The sequence below is a fragment of the Novosphingobium sp. genome, assembly GCF_965214355.1.
Classification (GTDB): domain Bacteria; phylum Pseudomonadota; class Alphaproteobacteria; order Sphingomonadales; family Sphingomonadaceae; genus Novosphingobium.
In genome coordinates, this window is record NZ_CBDCBI010000002.1 from 1,328,538 (window position 1) to 1,343,463 (window position 14,926).

At 59.6% G+C, this 14,926-nt stretch carries 9 protein-coding genes and 2 pseudogenes; 4 read left to right on the plus strand and 7 right to left on the minus strand.

The window, feature by feature from the left end; translation table 11 throughout:
* The first annotated feature begins 1 nt into the window (after position 1).
* The 3 genes from ACOOE2_RS06590 (at position 2) to ACOOE2_RS06600 (ending at position 5,728) form a co-directional block, all read left to right on the plus strand.
* Entirely contained in the window at positions 2-2,149 is a 2,148-nt protein-coding gene (locus ACOOE2_RS06590) for a peptidase M50 (protein WP_420382224.1), read from the plus strand.
* Between the two features lie 67 nt (positions 2,150-2,216).
* Positions 2,217-4,157 carry an RNA helicase SecA gene (locus ACOOE2_RS06595; protein ID WP_420382225.1) on the plus strand — a complete coding sequence of 647 codons (1,941 nt, stop codon included), beginning with the start codon at positions 2,217-2,219 and terminating at the stop codon, positions 4,155-4,157.
* 125 nt (positions 4,158-4,282) lie between these two features.
* A complete protein-coding gene (locus tag ACOOE2_RS06600; RefSeq protein ID WP_420382226.1) occupies positions 4,283-5,728 on the plus strand; it encodes a TolC family outer membrane protein in 1,446 nt (481 codons plus the stop codon).
* 100 nt (positions 5,729-5,828) lie between these two features.
* On the opposite strand, the pseudogene ACOOE2_RS06605 reads toward ACOOE2_RS06600, so the two are convergent.
* The 4 genes and pseudogenes from ACOOE2_RS06605 to istA form a co-directional block, all read right to left on the minus strand.
* Positions 5,829-6,610 (minus strand): annotated as a pseudogene (locus tag ACOOE2_RS06605) (IS5 family transposase).
* Between the two features lie 412 nt (positions 6,611-7,022).
* Positions 7,023-8,099 (minus strand): annotated as a pseudogene (locus tag ACOOE2_RS06610) (IS91 family transposase); the annotation flags it as partial.
* Positions 8,100-8,274: 175 nt separating this feature from the next.
* Entirely contained in the window at positions 8,275-9,003 is a 729-nt protein-coding gene (gene istB, locus ACOOE2_RS06615) for an IS21-like element helper ATPase IstB (RefSeq protein WP_420382216.1), read from the minus strand.
* Complete coding sequence (gene istA / locus ACOOE2_RS06620; protein WP_420382215.1) at positions 8,990-10,504, minus strand: IS21 family transposase; 1,515 nt, start codon at positions 10,502-10,504, stop codon at positions 8,990-8,992. Before istA ends, istB begins: the two co-directional genes overlap by 14 nt.
* Between istA and ACOOE2_RS06625 the strand changes: the two genes are divergently transcribed.
* The gene (locus ACOOE2_RS06625) at positions 10,476-11,027 is read left to right on the plus strand and encodes a CHAT domain-containing protein (protein ID WP_420382227.1); all 552 of its coding nucleotides are present in this window, start codon (positions 10,476-10,478) and stop codon (positions 11,025-11,027) included. The two genes, istA and ACOOE2_RS06625, sit on opposite strands and share 29 nt — an antisense overlap.
* A 15-nt stretch (positions 11,028-11,042) precedes the next feature.
* Here the strand turns inward: ACOOE2_RS06625 and ACOOE2_RS06630 are convergent, their stop codons facing one another.
* Genes ACOOE2_RS06630 through ACOOE2_RS06640 form a run of 3 tightly spaced genes read right to left on the minus strand, consistent with a single transcriptional unit; the run spans position 11,043 to position 14,676 of the window.
* The gene (locus tag ACOOE2_RS06630; protein ID WP_420382228.1) at positions 11,043-11,711 is read right to left on the minus strand and encodes a DUF7002 family protein; all 669 of its coding nucleotides are present in this window, start codon (positions 11,709-11,711) and stop codon (positions 11,043-11,045) included.
* Entirely contained in the window at positions 11,708-13,336 is a 1,629-nt protein-coding gene (locus ACOOE2_RS06635; protein ID WP_420382229.1) for an adenylosuccinate synthetase, read from the minus strand. Before ACOOE2_RS06635 ends, ACOOE2_RS06630 begins: the two co-directional genes overlap by 4 nt.
* Positions 13,336-14,676 (minus strand): ImmA/IrrE family metallo-endopeptidase, encoded by a 1,341-nt coding sequence (locus tag ACOOE2_RS06640; protein WP_420382230.1) that lies wholly within the window; start codon positions 14,674-14,676, stop codon positions 13,336-13,338. Before ACOOE2_RS06640 ends, ACOOE2_RS06635 begins: the two co-directional genes overlap by 1 nt.
* Between the last annotated feature and the right edge of the window lie 250 nt (positions 14,677-14,926).

Here is a 14,926-nt window from a genome sequence, read left to right on the forward strand (position 1 = left end):
GATGACCGCGCCGCTGCTTAGCTCTTCGTGGTACCGCATCGCCGGCCAGCGCGTGCGCTTGCGCGAGCATGTTACGGTGAGCGTGCACCGTTATCGCAAGCAGGTGTGGTATGTGCCGCATGATAACCTGACAGGCAATTCGATGCGGCTTGCAATGTCGGCCTATATGTTTCTGTCACTGCTCGACGGAGATCGGACGATCGATCAGGCGTGGCGGGACTTGGTGATGGGCATGGGCGAGACCGCGCCGAGCCAGGACGAGATCGTCAATCTCTTGTCGCGGCTGCATTATGCAGACATGCTGCTTTCCGACATGCCGCCCGACACCGGCGAACTGATCGTGCGGCGTGATAGCGGGCATCGGCGTAAATGGATTGGGCGCCTGCTCAATCCGATGTCGATTACATTGCCGCTTTGGGATCCTGACGCCCTGTTGACCCGCTTGCTGCCGCTCGCGCGGTTGATGTTCGGCCCGACCGGTGCGCTCGTCTGGTTGGCGGTGGTGGTGCACGCCGCAGTGCTGGCTGGGCAACACTGGAACGAGTTGACCAGCGGTGGCCCGGACAAGCTGATCGGCGTTCAGAATCTGATGGCGTTGTCGGTTTCTTTCCTGGTGATCAAGTTTCTGCACGAAATGGGGCACGGGTTGGCCGTCAAGGCTTTCGGCGGCGAAGTGCATGAACTAGGGGTCATGCTGATCGTCCTGCTGCCATCGCCCTATGTCAACGCGTCGGCGGCAAACGCGATGCGTAGCAAATGGCAAAGGGCGCTGATCGGCGCGGCCGGCATGGCGGTGGAACTGTTCGTTGCTGCGTTGGCCATGCAGCTTTGGACCGTGGTTGATCCCGGCCTGGTCAAATCGCTTTGTTACAACGCGCTGGTCGTGGCGAGCGTTTCGACGCTGCTGTTCAACGGCAATCCTTTGATGCGCTACGACGGCTATTACATTCTGTGCGATCTCATCGAAATGCCCAATCTGGCGCAGCGTGGATCGGCGTGGTGGGGGCGCCAGGTCGACAGGCTGCTGCTCGAACTGCCCGATGGACGGGCCCAGATACTAACCCGGCGCGAGCATTGGTGGCTGATGATCTATCCGCCCTTGTCGCTGGTTTATCGCTTGGTGGTGATGGTCAAGATCGCACTTTATGTGGCCACGGAATATTTCATCATAGGCGTGGTGATGGCGCTGTGGAATGTCGCCAGCGGCCTGGTCCTTCCTGCAATACGCAGCCTGGCAGGCCTGTGGCGCAGAGTCGCGAACCACCGGCAGCCGGTGCGGATGCGGATCAGAGTGGCCATGGCGGGGGCGGCGATTGCCGCATTGCTGTTTGCGATCCCTTTCCCCCATCATGCCACCGCCGAAGGTGTGACATGGCTGCCTGAATCGGCGATCATCCGAGCCGGTGCAGACGGTTTCATCGACCGGCAGACGGTGGCATCGGGCGTGCAAGTTCATAGCGGGCAGGTCCTGTTCCAATCGTCCGATCCCGAACTTGCGCTGCACATCGACGTCCTTCGCGCGAAAATCGATGCGCTCGATACACAGCGGCGCACCGATTTTTTCGGCGATCAGGCACGCGAAAACCTGACAGGAATAGCACTGTCGCAAGCGCGCGCCGAACTGGATCGCGAGGAGGAGCGAACAAGCGGGCTCGTGTCAATCAGCCGGACCAGCGGCGCTTTGATCGTCACGCGCGCCGACGAACAACTGGCCGATTTCCACAAACGCGGGGACATCCTCGCTTTTGTGCCTCCGGCGACATCACGCATCATCCGCGTTACGGTCAGCCAGGACGACGTTGGGTTGGTCAGGAACGAGTTACGTTCGGTCAGGGTCGTTCTTGCCAATGACCTGACCCGCAGCGTCCCGGTAACTTTGATCCGTGAGGTACCCGAAGGGTCCGAGGAATTGCCGAGCCGGGCGCTGGGCGAACAGGGCGGGGGAGGCGCTGCGACTGACCCAACCGACCCTCACCGTGAAAAGGCGATTGGACGTCTGTTTCAGTTCGATCTCGCTTTGCCGCGCGATGCGCCGGCCAGCATGATCGGGGTGCATGCCTATGCCCGCTTTGATCTGGGGTGGGAACCGATCGCGCAGCAATTCTACCGCCGGATGCGGCAGTTGTTTCTGTCCAGCCTGAACGCATAAACGGATGCACACTGAGCCGCCAATTGCCAATTCCGCGCCCTATGCGGAGCGCCCACCTCGACCGTCCATGTCTGCGATTGATCGCGCTGTCCTGCGTGCGGCAGGTCGGTTTCATGCGCGGTTCAATCTGCAGAACGGACGACTAAGGCGCTTTGCGCGCGAAGTGGCTGCGTATGGTGCCGCGCTGGAGACGCTTCGCCCAGAGGCGTTTTCCGCACGTGTCGATGATTGCAGGGCGGCGCTGGTCCGGTCGGATGGCGGCAGCGAACGGGACAATGTCGCGTGTTTCGCGCTGGCCCGGGAAGCGACCCGCCGCGTGCTCGGCTTTGCCCACCATCCGGTCCAAATCATGGGTGCGCGGGTCTTGCTTGAGGGCAATCTCGCCGAAATGGAGACTGGTGAGGGCAAGACCATCACCGCGCTCCTCGCCGTCGCGGCCCGCGCTCTGGGCGGAGCCCCCGTGCATGTGGTGACCGTGAACGAATATCTTTCCCAACGCGACGCCGAACAATTGCGGCCGGTTTACGCGCTGCTCAAATTGTCGGTTGGGCTTGCGCTGCCCGATCAGTCACCCGACGATCGCCGGACGGCTTATGCGCAGGACGTGACATATTGCACCAACAAGGATCTGGTATTCGACTATTTGCGCGACCGGATGGCTATTGGACAGCGGCGCGGCGTCGCCCGCCGGCTGATCATGGACATGCACGAGGATGGCGATGCCAGCCGCGCGCCGTTGCTGTTGCGCGGTCTGCACTTCGCGATTGTCGATGAAGTCGATTCGATTTTGATCGACGAGGCGCGCACGCCTCTGATCCTGTCACGCAACACGCACAACGACGACGAGGATGCGGCGCGACTGATCGCTCTCGACATTGCCGTCGATCTTGTCGAAGCGGTTGATTTTCGGCGCAGCCCGCATGGTAGGCAGATAGACCTGCTCGCCCCGGCCAGCGCGAGAATACGACAGGCAACCGAAGCACTTGCCGGCAATCCTTTGCTCGCGAGGGCGTCGGGTGAAATGGTTAGCCAGGCGCTGAGTGCGCTGCACTGTTACGCAAAGGACATCGATTACATCGTCGATCAGGGCAAGATACTGATCGTCGACGAGTTTACCGGCCGTGTCATGCCCGATCGCTCGTGGGAAAACGGGCTGCACCAAATGGTCGAGTTGAAGGAAGGGTGCGTTTCGACCGCCCAGCGCCTGACCATCGCGCGGATATCGTACCAGCGCTTCTTTCAGAGGTATCTGCGGCTGTCGGGCATGAGCGGAACTATCTCGGAAGCTGCCGGCGAGCTCTACGAGCATTTTGGCATGCGAACGGTCCGCATTGCGCCAAACCGACGGTCGCGGCGGCGCGACTGCGGGATGACCGTGCTGGTGGGTGAGGCGGCAAAGCTGGATGTGATTGCCAGCAGTGTTCGCCGCCATGGCGCAGAACGCGGCAGGCCTGTGCTGATCGGCACACGCTCGGTCGAGGTGTCGGAAAAGTTGTCGGCAACCTTGGCGAAAATGGGTCTCGACCATGTCGTGCTCAATGCACGCCAGACGAAACATGAAGCCGAGATCGTGGCCCAGGGTGGTCAGGCCGGGCGGGTCACGGTCGCGACCAACATGGCTGGACGCGGCACTGACATCAGGCTGTCGACAGAAGCCGCGGATGCCGGTGGTTTGCACGTCATCTTGACCGAATATCACGAATCGGCCCGCGTTGACCGGCAGTTGTTCGGTCGGAGCGCGCGGCAGGGCAATCCCGGTTCATTCGAGGCGATCGTGGCAAGCGATGACAAAATTTTCACCGATTTCCTGCTGCCGCACGAGCTTGCGTGGTTGCACCGGGCCGCGACGACTCCCGATGGCCCGAAGCGCCGAACCTGGCTGCACGCCCGGTTGCGCCGCATTGCGCAAAGTCGTGCGGAGCGCGCAAACCGCCGGATTCGCGATATGGCGGTGAAGCGGGACATCGATTTTGAAAGTGCCATGGCTTTTGCGGGCAAGGGAGAATAGCTATGCCGGGATCTGGAGAGTGGTCCAGCGCCGCACAGCGGTTCGACAGGATCGGAGCGTGTCGTACAATCGCCTTCACGCTGAAAATGACCAGCCGCCCAGGGCAAGGACAGTGTTCGAAGCGCATGGCAGGGTCATCACTTGCGCGGATCGCGAGCCTGCTCGCCTTGATCGGCCTTGCTGATTTCGCGCGGGCGGAGGATCTGCGTTCTGCTCTGGCTGCCGCCTATCGTTCCAATCCGACGCTTGCCGCATCGCGCGATGAGCTCAAAGTTGCCGACGAAACCGTGTCGATCGCGCGTGCTGACGGCTTGCCGTCGGCGAATCTGAGCGGTTCGGCGACCGATTTCCTCAAACGCAATCCGCTCGTCACACCAAATCCTGCGCGCAGCGTCACCGTGTCGGGTGGAATGTCCGTGCCGCTTTACATGGGCGGCGCGGTCCACAATGCCGTGCGTGCTGCGCAAGTACGGGTCGAGGCCGGCCGAGCCGACCTCGGTGGCAGCGAAAGCACGGTTTTTTCGCAAGTTGTCGGCGCCTATGTCGATGTGTTGCTCGGCAGTGAGACAGTGCGTGCCAAGCTTGCCAATGTCAAAATGCTGCGTGCCAACCTTCAGTCGGCCCAGGGGCGATGGGAGCTTGGCGATGTCACCAGCACCGACGTCGCACAGTCACAATCGCGCCTCGCGCTTGCCGAAGGCGATTGGCACAATTCGGAATCGAATCTGGTTGCTGCGCAGGAAAAATATGTCGAGATCGTCGGGGGCCCTGCCTATGATCTTCAGTCACCCCCGCCGCTTCCCGGTCTGCCGGTCGATGTCGATGATGCCGTTGAAATGGCGCTGAACAAAAACCCGGATCTTGCCGCTGCTCGCGCCCGCGCCCGCGCAGCAGGTTACGACGTCCACGTTGCCTCTGCCTCTCGCCTGCCTAAGCTTTCGCTCTTTGCTGACGGTCAACGCGACAATTACCTGGGGTCCTTGCCGAGCACGATTTTCGGTTCTCTGGCCAATGCGGTGACCACAGCTGACGTGGGTGTGCGTGCAACCATCCCGTTGCTGACGGGGGGGCGACCCGGCGCGCAGGTGCGGCAGGCCCATGCGCAAGAGGCTGTGGCGTTCGATCAGGAGATGCGCGCCCAGCGCTCTATCATCTATCAGGTGCGAGCCGCTTTCGCCGCATTCGTGGCGGCCAAAAAGGTGATCGCGTCAACCCAGATTGCGCTTGATGCCGCGCGCCTTGGTCTCGAAGGCGTGCAGGCGGAAAACAGCGCAGGCAGTCGGACAATTCTCGATATTCTCAATGCCGAACAGGAACTGGTCAATGCCGAAGTGCAACTCGCCACTGCACGGCGCAACGCTTATGTTGCCGGTTTCACCTTGCTAGCGGCCATGGGGCGGACCCAGGCCAAGGATCTGGGGCTCGATGGCGGACCACTGTTCGAACCTGACCTGCGCGATCGTGAAATGCGATCCGAATCGTGGAATTGGGGCCAGGATCCCATGCCGAACCACGCAAGTCCAGATCCCGGTGACCCAAGCTACTCTGAAAGCTCCATATCCGCAAATTAGCAATATAAAAATTCGGTTTTATTCAAAAAATTTCGAATGGAGATTTCTCAAATTGAGAGCAGCGAATTAGCGCGACAAGAAGTGTAGCTTAAAAGTTTAACTAGGCCGTGTTGACAAAAAATTGCAACCATAGTCTTGCTGCGGCGAGATTCAGGAAGCTCTCGAACGACAGGACTGTCTTGTCATAGCGCGTGGCGATGCGGCGCTGTTGCTTCAACTTGCCGAACATGCGCTCGACGCGGTTGCGATCCTTGTAGCGCCGGTAGTCCGGATGGGCTGGGACCTTTCGGTTCGAGCGGGGCGGAATGACGGGCAGAATGCCCCGCATCAGCAGGTTTTCTCGGAACCTGTCGCCATCATAGCCCTTGTCCGCCAGCAGTCCTTTAGGCGTAGGCAGCGGCAAGTTCATCAGGTCGTCAGCGGCGGTATAATCCGATGCCTCGCCACCGGTCAGGATGAAGCCAATAGGGAGTTCCTGATTGTCACACCGGGCGTGGACTTTGCTCGTAAAGCCGACGCGTGATCGACCAAAAGCCTGCACACAAGCCCCCCTTTTCCGCCCACTGCCGAAACATGGCCGCGAACCGTGGTGCTATCGATCATGTGTTGCCAATCGTCGGTCAGACCCAGATCGACCAGCGTTTGCAGCAGGGCATCCCAGACGCCCTGCTCGGCCCAGCGCCGGAACCGGACATAGACCGAGTTCCACTTGCCGTAGCGCTCGTGCATGTCGCGCCAGGGACAACCAATCCGCAGCACAGGAAGCATGCCATTGAGAAAACGGCGGTTATCACCTGCAGGTCGCGACCAGCGCCCGCGCTCAGATGGCAAAAGCGGTCCGATCAGTTCCCATTCCGCATCTGACAAGTCCCCACGTCCCATGACTGCTCCCCAAAGAGCAGCCTTGAATCAGAACTCGACCCGTTTGGGAATCTGGAGGGTTCTGTGAGGTCGCGCTGCGCCGAGGGTCGGGCTTGGCGCTGTGCGCGACCTCATTGAAGCCGGATTGAGCGAACCCGCTGACGCGCGCGGTACCTATGGGATTAGTGCGACAAAACTTGTCGCTGTGGGCCGGATTTGGATGATCCAAGACCACCATGCCAATGATGACGACGCCGAATTGATAACATCGGACGAGGCGATCGGCGCGCCGATCGGCAACTTGCACTGGTTTTCTGGAAGTAATTCTGTTCGGCGAGCGGATCTGCAAGATACCAGGCATGGGGGAGCGTCGCGTTCGGCGGCGCTGGTACCGCAACGCTGTTGTGTTTGATGCCGGATCGATCTCTTGTGGTCATGATGTATCTGGCCAGGGTTGCGGTCTCCTGATGCGCCATCGCGGCAGCGCAGCCGTGATCCGCAGAATGCCGCCACAGCATGGGCACTGGGTTGGGTCAAAGTGCGGAAGCTGCCTCGTGGTCTCGCCGACTTCGGCGGCAGCGGCTGCAGTCGGCTCCGTCAGCATCAAAAGTTGCCGGATGGTGGCGAGCCGTGCGCGGCGACAACCATTGGCGAGAAAACCATAGTGGCGGATACGATGAAAGCCGTCCGGCAGGCTGTGGATGAGGAAGCGGCGAATGAACTCGTGCGGATTGAGCGACATAAGTTTGGACGCGTTGCCATGACGGTAATCGCGCCAGCGGAAGGTCACGCTGGTCTCATCAGCGCTGACGAGGCGGCTGTTGGCAATCGCAACCCGGTGTGTGTAGCGGCCAAGATAGGCGAGAACATGTTCGGGCGATCCGAACGGCGGCTTGGCATAGACGATCCAGTTCTTGCGACGCAGCTTCCGGATCGCCGCCGCGAAGACATCGGGGTCGTCAAACCCATCCAGCTTACCGGAGAAGCGCAACCGTCCGGCCACATGTGCTGCCTGAAGCCGTTCGAGGAATAGCCGACGAAACAGGCGTGACAGAACATGGACGGGTAGGAAGAAGTTCGGTCGGCAACCGAGCCACCGACCATCCCGCGAGAGGGCGCCACCAGGGACAAGACAGTGAATATGCGGGTGATGCGTGAGCGCCTGTCCCCAAGTGTGAAGAATGGCCAGGAACCCGATCTCCCCGCCGAGGTGCTTGGGATCGGCGGCGATGGTCTTGAGCGTTGCCGCTACGGCGTCGAACAGGATCGCATAGACCACAGCCTTGTTGTGGAAGGCGATCTCGGCGACTTCGCTTGGCACCGTAAACACGACGTGGAAATAGGGCGCCGGCAGCAGATCGGCCTGGCGGTCGGCAAGCCAGCGTTCGCGCGTCGCACACTGGCACTTCGGACAATGCCTATTGCGGCAGGAGTTATATGCTACGCGGGTATGCGCACAGTCCTCGCAGGCTTCGACATGGCCACCGAGCGCAGCAGTTCGGCATAGTTTGTCAATCGGCGTCCAAACGGGACCCGCTATCGGCGTGCAAAAGGGGACCACTTGGCGGCGTTGCACTTGGGTTGATGCCGGGCGCTGATTTCGCGCTGGGGCTGGCGTAGGGAGGGCGTAGCCCGACCGGAGGCAGCCCCAGCGCGAAGTAAATTTTTATCGAGGTTTGGCCGGGTCAGTTGCGGTGTTTGAAGCGCCAGCTGTCGTTGCCCGTTTCGATGATGTCGCAATGGTGGGTGGTGCGGTCGAGCAGCGCGGTCGTCATTTTGGGATCGCCGAACACGGTCGGCCATTCGCCAAACGCCAGATTTGTGGTGATGATTACCGAGGTCTTTTCGTAGAGTTTGCTCATCAGGTGGAACAGCAATTGGCCGCCGGAACGGGCGAACGGCAGATAGCCCAGTTCATCGAGCACGACGAGTTCGATGCGGCTGAGCTGGGCGGCGAGCGCGCCGGCCTTGCCGATGCGCGCCTCATCCTCAAGCCGCGTGACCAGATCGACGGTGTTGAAGTAGCGGCCACGGGCGCCGGCGCGCACAACGCTGGCGGCGATGGCGATGGCCAGGTGGGTCTTGCCGGTTCCGGTGCCGCCGACCAGCACGATATTGCGCCTGCCCGGCAGGAATGATCCGGCCTGTAACGAGCGGACCAGTTCCTCGTTGATCGGCGTGCCATCGAACACGAACGCGTCGAGATCCTTGATCACCGGCAGTTTGGTGGCGCTCATGCGGTAGCGGATCGAGGCCGCGTGGCGGTGCGCGGCTTCGGCGCGCAGCAGATCGGTCAGGATCTCGGGCGTGGTGCGCTGGCGTTGCACGCCGGTGGTTACCGCCTCGTCGAACGCGCTGGCCATCCCCTTGAGGCCCAGCGCGCGCATGGCGTCGATCATCTCATGCCGCTGCATTGTGGCCTCGCACCGTGTCATAGATCGCGCAATCAGCGCGGGGCGGATGCTTGAGCTTGAGATCGACTACGACGCTGAGTGGCTGATCTGTTGGTGGTTCGCGCCGCCGCGCCAGAATATTGAGGATCACCTCGTCGCTGGCAGCGCCGGTATCGAACGCTTCGCCGATGGCGGCCTCGACCGCCTCCAGTCCGTCGGTGGATATGGCGGCCAGAACCCGCACAAAGCGGCGATCGGCTTCGTCTCCGCTGCCCAGCTTGCGCCGCAGCCGGGCCAGCGCCGGCGGCAGGGCCCAGTCCTGGAATGGCGCGCCGTTGCGCAGCGCACCGGGTTTGTGCACCAGCACCGGCAGATAGTGCCACGGATTATAGAGCGTGCGGTCGCGCCCAAAGCAGCGCGGGTGCTCGGCGACAACCTCATCCCCCAGGCGCACCACGATCCGGTCAGCATAAGCGCGCACCTGAACCGCGCGGCGCACCGCCCGCGCCGCCACGGAATAGCGGTTGCGGTCAAAGCTGATCAGACAGGTGCCGGTCACTGCGTGGCTCGTCTCGTGAAAGCCGTCGAACGGCGACAGCATTGGTTGCAGTGCGGGCCGCTCGGCCTCCAGGCATTGCGCAACGGTCATGTCCTTTTGCTCGGGGTGCGAGTGCATCGCCGCCCAGCGCAGGCACTCGGCCTCAAGCCAGCCATTCAGTTCCTCGATGCTGGCAAACTTCAGCCGGGGCTGGAAAAAGCGACCACGGATCGTCTGGACTTGGTTCTCGACCTGGCCCTTCTCCCAGCCTGCCGCTGGAGAACAGGCGGTCGGCTCGACCATGTAATGATCGGCCATGACCAGAAACCGGCGGTTGAACACGCGCTCCTTGCCGACAAATACCGTCGTCACTGCGGTCTTCATGTTGTCGTAGATGCCGCGCAACGGCACCCCGCCAAAGAACGCAAAGCCGCGGGCATGGGCGTCGAACACCATCTCTTGCGTCTCGCGCGGATAGGCCCGCACATACACCGCTCGCGACGCACACAACCGCATGTGGGCGACCTTCACCCGCATCGGCTTGCCCGCAATCTCTACGTCCTCGTGGCTCCAGTCGAACTGGTACGCCTCGCCGGGTTTGAACAGCAACGGAATGAATGCAGGCACGTCGCCGCCGGGATCCCTGCGGCGGCCATCCGCCCAGCGCCGGGCGTAGCGCCGCACCGCATCATACGAACCCTCGAACCCTTCACGCAGCAGCAGATCGTGGATCCGCGTCATCCGCAGCCGGTCACGCCGATGCCGCGCCTCGTTCTCGCTCAGCAGCGTATCGAGCCGTTCCTGAAACGGCCCGAGCCGAGGCCGCGGCTGAACCGTGCGATGATAGTCAAACGCGCCTTCCGTCGCATTGATCGCCTTGCGCACCACCTTGCGCGACAGCCGTAGATCCCGCGCGATCTCCCTGATCGCCTTGCCGCCCGCGTGCTCGCGCCTGATGCGTACAACTGTCTCCACCACCAACATCCCGATCTCGCCACCTGAAAATCCAGGCCGCTGTCTAAACCATCGGAATGGTGGTTCCCTTTTGGACGCCGATCACCCCGCTAGCCGGGTCCTTTTTGCACGCCGATCCACACTACTGTCCCACAGCTATGATCTCGTCCATTTCGCGGGGCATGCAAACGCCGAGGGCATCGAGTTGTTGGACGACGAAGGGTATAAGTTGACGTTGGAATACACCACTCTTGGAGAGATGCTGCGTGAACAAAAAAATCTCCAATGTCTTTTGCTGAACGCTTGTGACTCTATGAATGGCATCGCAGAGGCAATTGCTCCGTTAGTAATCGGGATGATCGATGAGATCGACGATGAAGAGGCGATTGAATTTACCAAGGGCTTTTATGACGCGTTGGCATCTGGGCGGAGCCCTGATGACGCATTCAGCATTGGATGCCAAGCAATGGCCGCCAAGGGGATGGACTCCAATATTGTTACAAAGATGTATCGAAGTGCAGTCAAAATTTCCGGCTTAGATAAAGTTTATTGAATTGGTGCATTTAAACTACTTTATTATCGATATAACATTGCGTCCCTTCTTGGTAACTACTCTTTTTACGTGGCTAGTGATATCTGAAACCGAGTAATCTATAGCCAGTTCCACAGCCCGTTCCGTTCGGCCTCGCCGTGAACGCCAATGGGCGTAGGGATACTGCGGTATGCGAGAAAAGATGCTTTCATCGCGTGGGTGTGGCATCGGTTTGGTGCAGCCACTGTTTATAGGGCAGAGCCAAATCTTATCGCGGTGGGCGTCTATCAGCGATCGAGTATCCACTTCGAGAATATCATGCTCATCATCCCGATAGGCCTCGGCTTGGGTGAGCTTGTGCAAACGATCCACCGACAGCCAGAAAAAGACCTTGGAGTTAAGGAGAGCGTACCAGTCGCTCGGTTCGAGGCGCGACGGGAGGGCCCGCTTTAGACCGGCGTCGCTCATTGGTATCTGATCGCGTATAACCGCGCCAGGTAGGCCATTAGCGGCAATGGAAATGCTTTTGGGCCGATGTGAAAGCTCGATTTGCGCCCGCCGCGCACCCTCGATTTCATATAGGTCCATGAGTGCCGAGGTGCTGCACAACCCGTATTGTTCGATTGCGGGCCACGAGCCGCGCTCTGCCATATGGTAAAGCGTGGGGCAATTTGAAATGAGCTCGTCTAACTCGGCGTCGGTCACCAAGATCTCCTATCAATCACGTTGCGCCAATTAAAATCGGTTGAGAGCAGGGAAACTGGCCGCCCCGAGACCCTCTCGACCTCTTCTACAAACCTTATAGTTTCGGGAGTAAGTTGCTCGAAACGAAAGGCTTTGCGGTTTTTGATCCCGAAGTAGTCCACAAAGGTCAGCGCTATGTCAGTAGGTCCATTTAACTGCACCGAATCCTTGAATTGAGCCCAATCAAATTCGGCGATGCGCCGTTCCTTGTTCGTCGTTGTGGTTCGCTCAGCAAGTTTCAGAGGATCAAGCGGAATACCGCTACGACGGTGAATCTCCTCCATATCTACCTCATATTCCATCGGGCCCGACGGCCCCCCCACTCGAATTGGGTAGGTTCTGCAGACCATGATGACACGGCGGACGTTCGACGGCGCGATGCCGGCGTCGGCCAGGCATCCGGCGACTGTCGTATCGCGGCTTGTGACATGAGGGTATTGCCCATGGTGGAGGCTAAGTGACGTGCCTTGGGTTCCTTCGAGGAGGATGCGATGGCCTCTTACAAATGCGTCTGCTAAGACTTTACGCGCATTGCCAAGAAAGGGTTGCAGATCGTCGCAATCCTTGGCCAGAAACAAGTCGGTCCCGGCTTTGTAGTCTGACCTGCCCGTCAATTTACGCGCTGAAGCGATCCCGACGCCTTGGGCGGTGGAACTAATATTGCCAAAGCGCACCTTTTCCTGTTCGATGTCGTCGTTGCTGATGACTATAGCCTGCCGATCGATGATTAGGCGCTCGTTTGATATTCCATGCTTCGCGATCTCGTCTAGCAGCTTCGTGGGATTGATCACAGCGCCGGGGCCAAGCAAGAGCTTAGCGTTGGGTGCGCGTTGCGTACCCGATGGCAGATGGAAGTATTTTTCCGGCTCAGGCTCGGCGAAAACCTGATGCCCGGCGTTGGGGCCTCCGACCCGAACGAGCAAATCATATTCGGGTGCGATGTGCCCGACGATATTGCCTTTTCCCTCGCTGCCGTATTGGCCGCCGATCAACACGTCGACTAATTTTTCGGCACCGCGAGGATAGAGATTGAGAAGTGCGGTCGCTCGCACAAGCACACTGGCGGATGAGCATCGACCAGTATCAACGACCACGTCCGCAATCTCCGCGAGAGACTCGATATTGCGTTCGGTCTTGTTTTTCTTCAGGGAATCATATTCGAGACCGGCATCGTCAGCGCGAGAGCGAGCGAGAAAACGCTGCTTCAACACTTCGGGATCGGCCTTGACGTGGATATGGAAAACCTCTGGGCCATGTGCCAGGCGTATGGCGTTCACCTGCCCCTCGATGCGGACGCAGTCGACTACGTAAAGGCCTCTTGGTGTTTTGTGACGCGGATCGGCGTCAAGTTCCCGCTGTAGAGCTTCAGCAACCCATTGGCCACCATCGTTCTTGTCGAGCTTCTCTCCGGCACGCTGGAGCGACCGCCGTTCTATCTCAACCTTCGGAACCTTCCGGATGATGAGATCCTTGGTTTTGATTACCCTCGCGCTATGGTTTTCGCGTAACAGCTCAACCAAGGCGGATTTACCGGAACAGATTGCCCCCGAGACAAGCACCACCCGAAATGACGCTTGCCCGTTCATCAGTTGAAAAGCTCGAATTGCTCGCGCTTGGGCGGAAGATAATAAACGGTTACAGTCAAGCTAGCTCGGACCAATTCGTCCTCAATGATCTCTTCGACAACCCCCCAATCGCCCCCTGCGGCGCCTGTTGCGATCCTCGGCATGTGTATGCCTGCGCCGATCTGTCTCGCATGCACTGCCACCTCTCGCAGACCAGCCTGAAGGGCCCCATAGCGCAATCGTGGATATAGTGATGGCCCGAAACCCTCCTGTGCCACAATGCTAGCCAACCACACCCCCTTACCCAATTCGACAATCAATGCTCGCCCGAGGCGATGGTCGGAGGGCATACTCATAAAAAACTTTGTATATTCTAGCTCAGCTTCGGGATACTTTCGCGCGAACTTCTTTGCTACGCCACCACCCCATTTTAGAGCGCGATCATTGACTAACTGACAAATGATCTTCGGCTCTTCGCCAAGTGTGTCAAGTATATTCCCATGAATATACCGTATCGGGCTCTTGCCGAATTGCCTCGATGCGAACCGAACTACACCCGCTACCCTCGGATATCTCGAGCCGGGATACCCCGGAATACCGACGAATTCGATGGGGGTTGGGCTTCCAGAAAACCAGCTTTCGACTGAACGGTCGGTGTGGCCGATCGCTGTGCAATTGCGGGCGGCGCTTTGCATCGGGAGCACGAGCCCTTCAACCTTCAGGAAAGGCGCTAGAGGCGAGGGCACCGCGTAATCGACACGATAGCGGCGATCGTTATCCAAACCGGCGATCGGGGACGCAAAGAAGACCGATATCGGGGTTGCGGCGATTTTTGCCAGGCGGATGAGAAACGCCTCCGCGGAGACATCGTAGCGTCGCCGCTCGCGCATAAGCTCTTCGATGGGCGCCACTTCAATCGCGGCGGGTAGGCTGCCAACAGGCAGTACGAATTCCGAAGCCGCGATGTTACAAAGCATTTCAAGCTGCCAATCGTCCGACGCAGCGGTTTGTGCGCTTCTGTTGCGGACCTCCTCGCGCCAATCGGGGAATAACATGTGGGCAAGCTCATGGGCGATAGAAAAGCGCACCCTTTCTCTAGGTTGCTGGGGATTGAACTCAATGGTTGCACCGTCGGATGTAGCGAGGAGGCGCGCGTCGGCGATATTTGAATTAGCTGATATCTTCGCACCGAGCAGTTCGACGATTTTGACGGGATTAAACGGAGGTCCTTCCCATCCCGCTTCCCGCGCTTTCAAAACGAGCTTGCGCGCGGCGTCTTGGATTGCAGAAACTGGATCTGTCCGGTTTGCCAGAGCCAAAGCGGATTTATTTGTCCAAGTGATGCCGTCTGTGGTTCCCATTGCTCAGTGGTAGCCCAACAATGTTGATACGGCCAGAGCGCACGACGCATAGACGCCAGGGCTATGCGGCGGGTGCTGCCGTTTCACTGGCGCGGCAAGCGCCTCGAAATCCGTCGTTCGTTCACGTGTGTCCCAAGAGTATTTGGTCTGAGCGGTAGGCCCGATGGAGCCGGTGAGGAAAGATGGATCGATGCTAAGGCTTCGGCATAGGCTACCGTGGCCTTCCGTTCTCGATCCGCCGCCGAGTGCC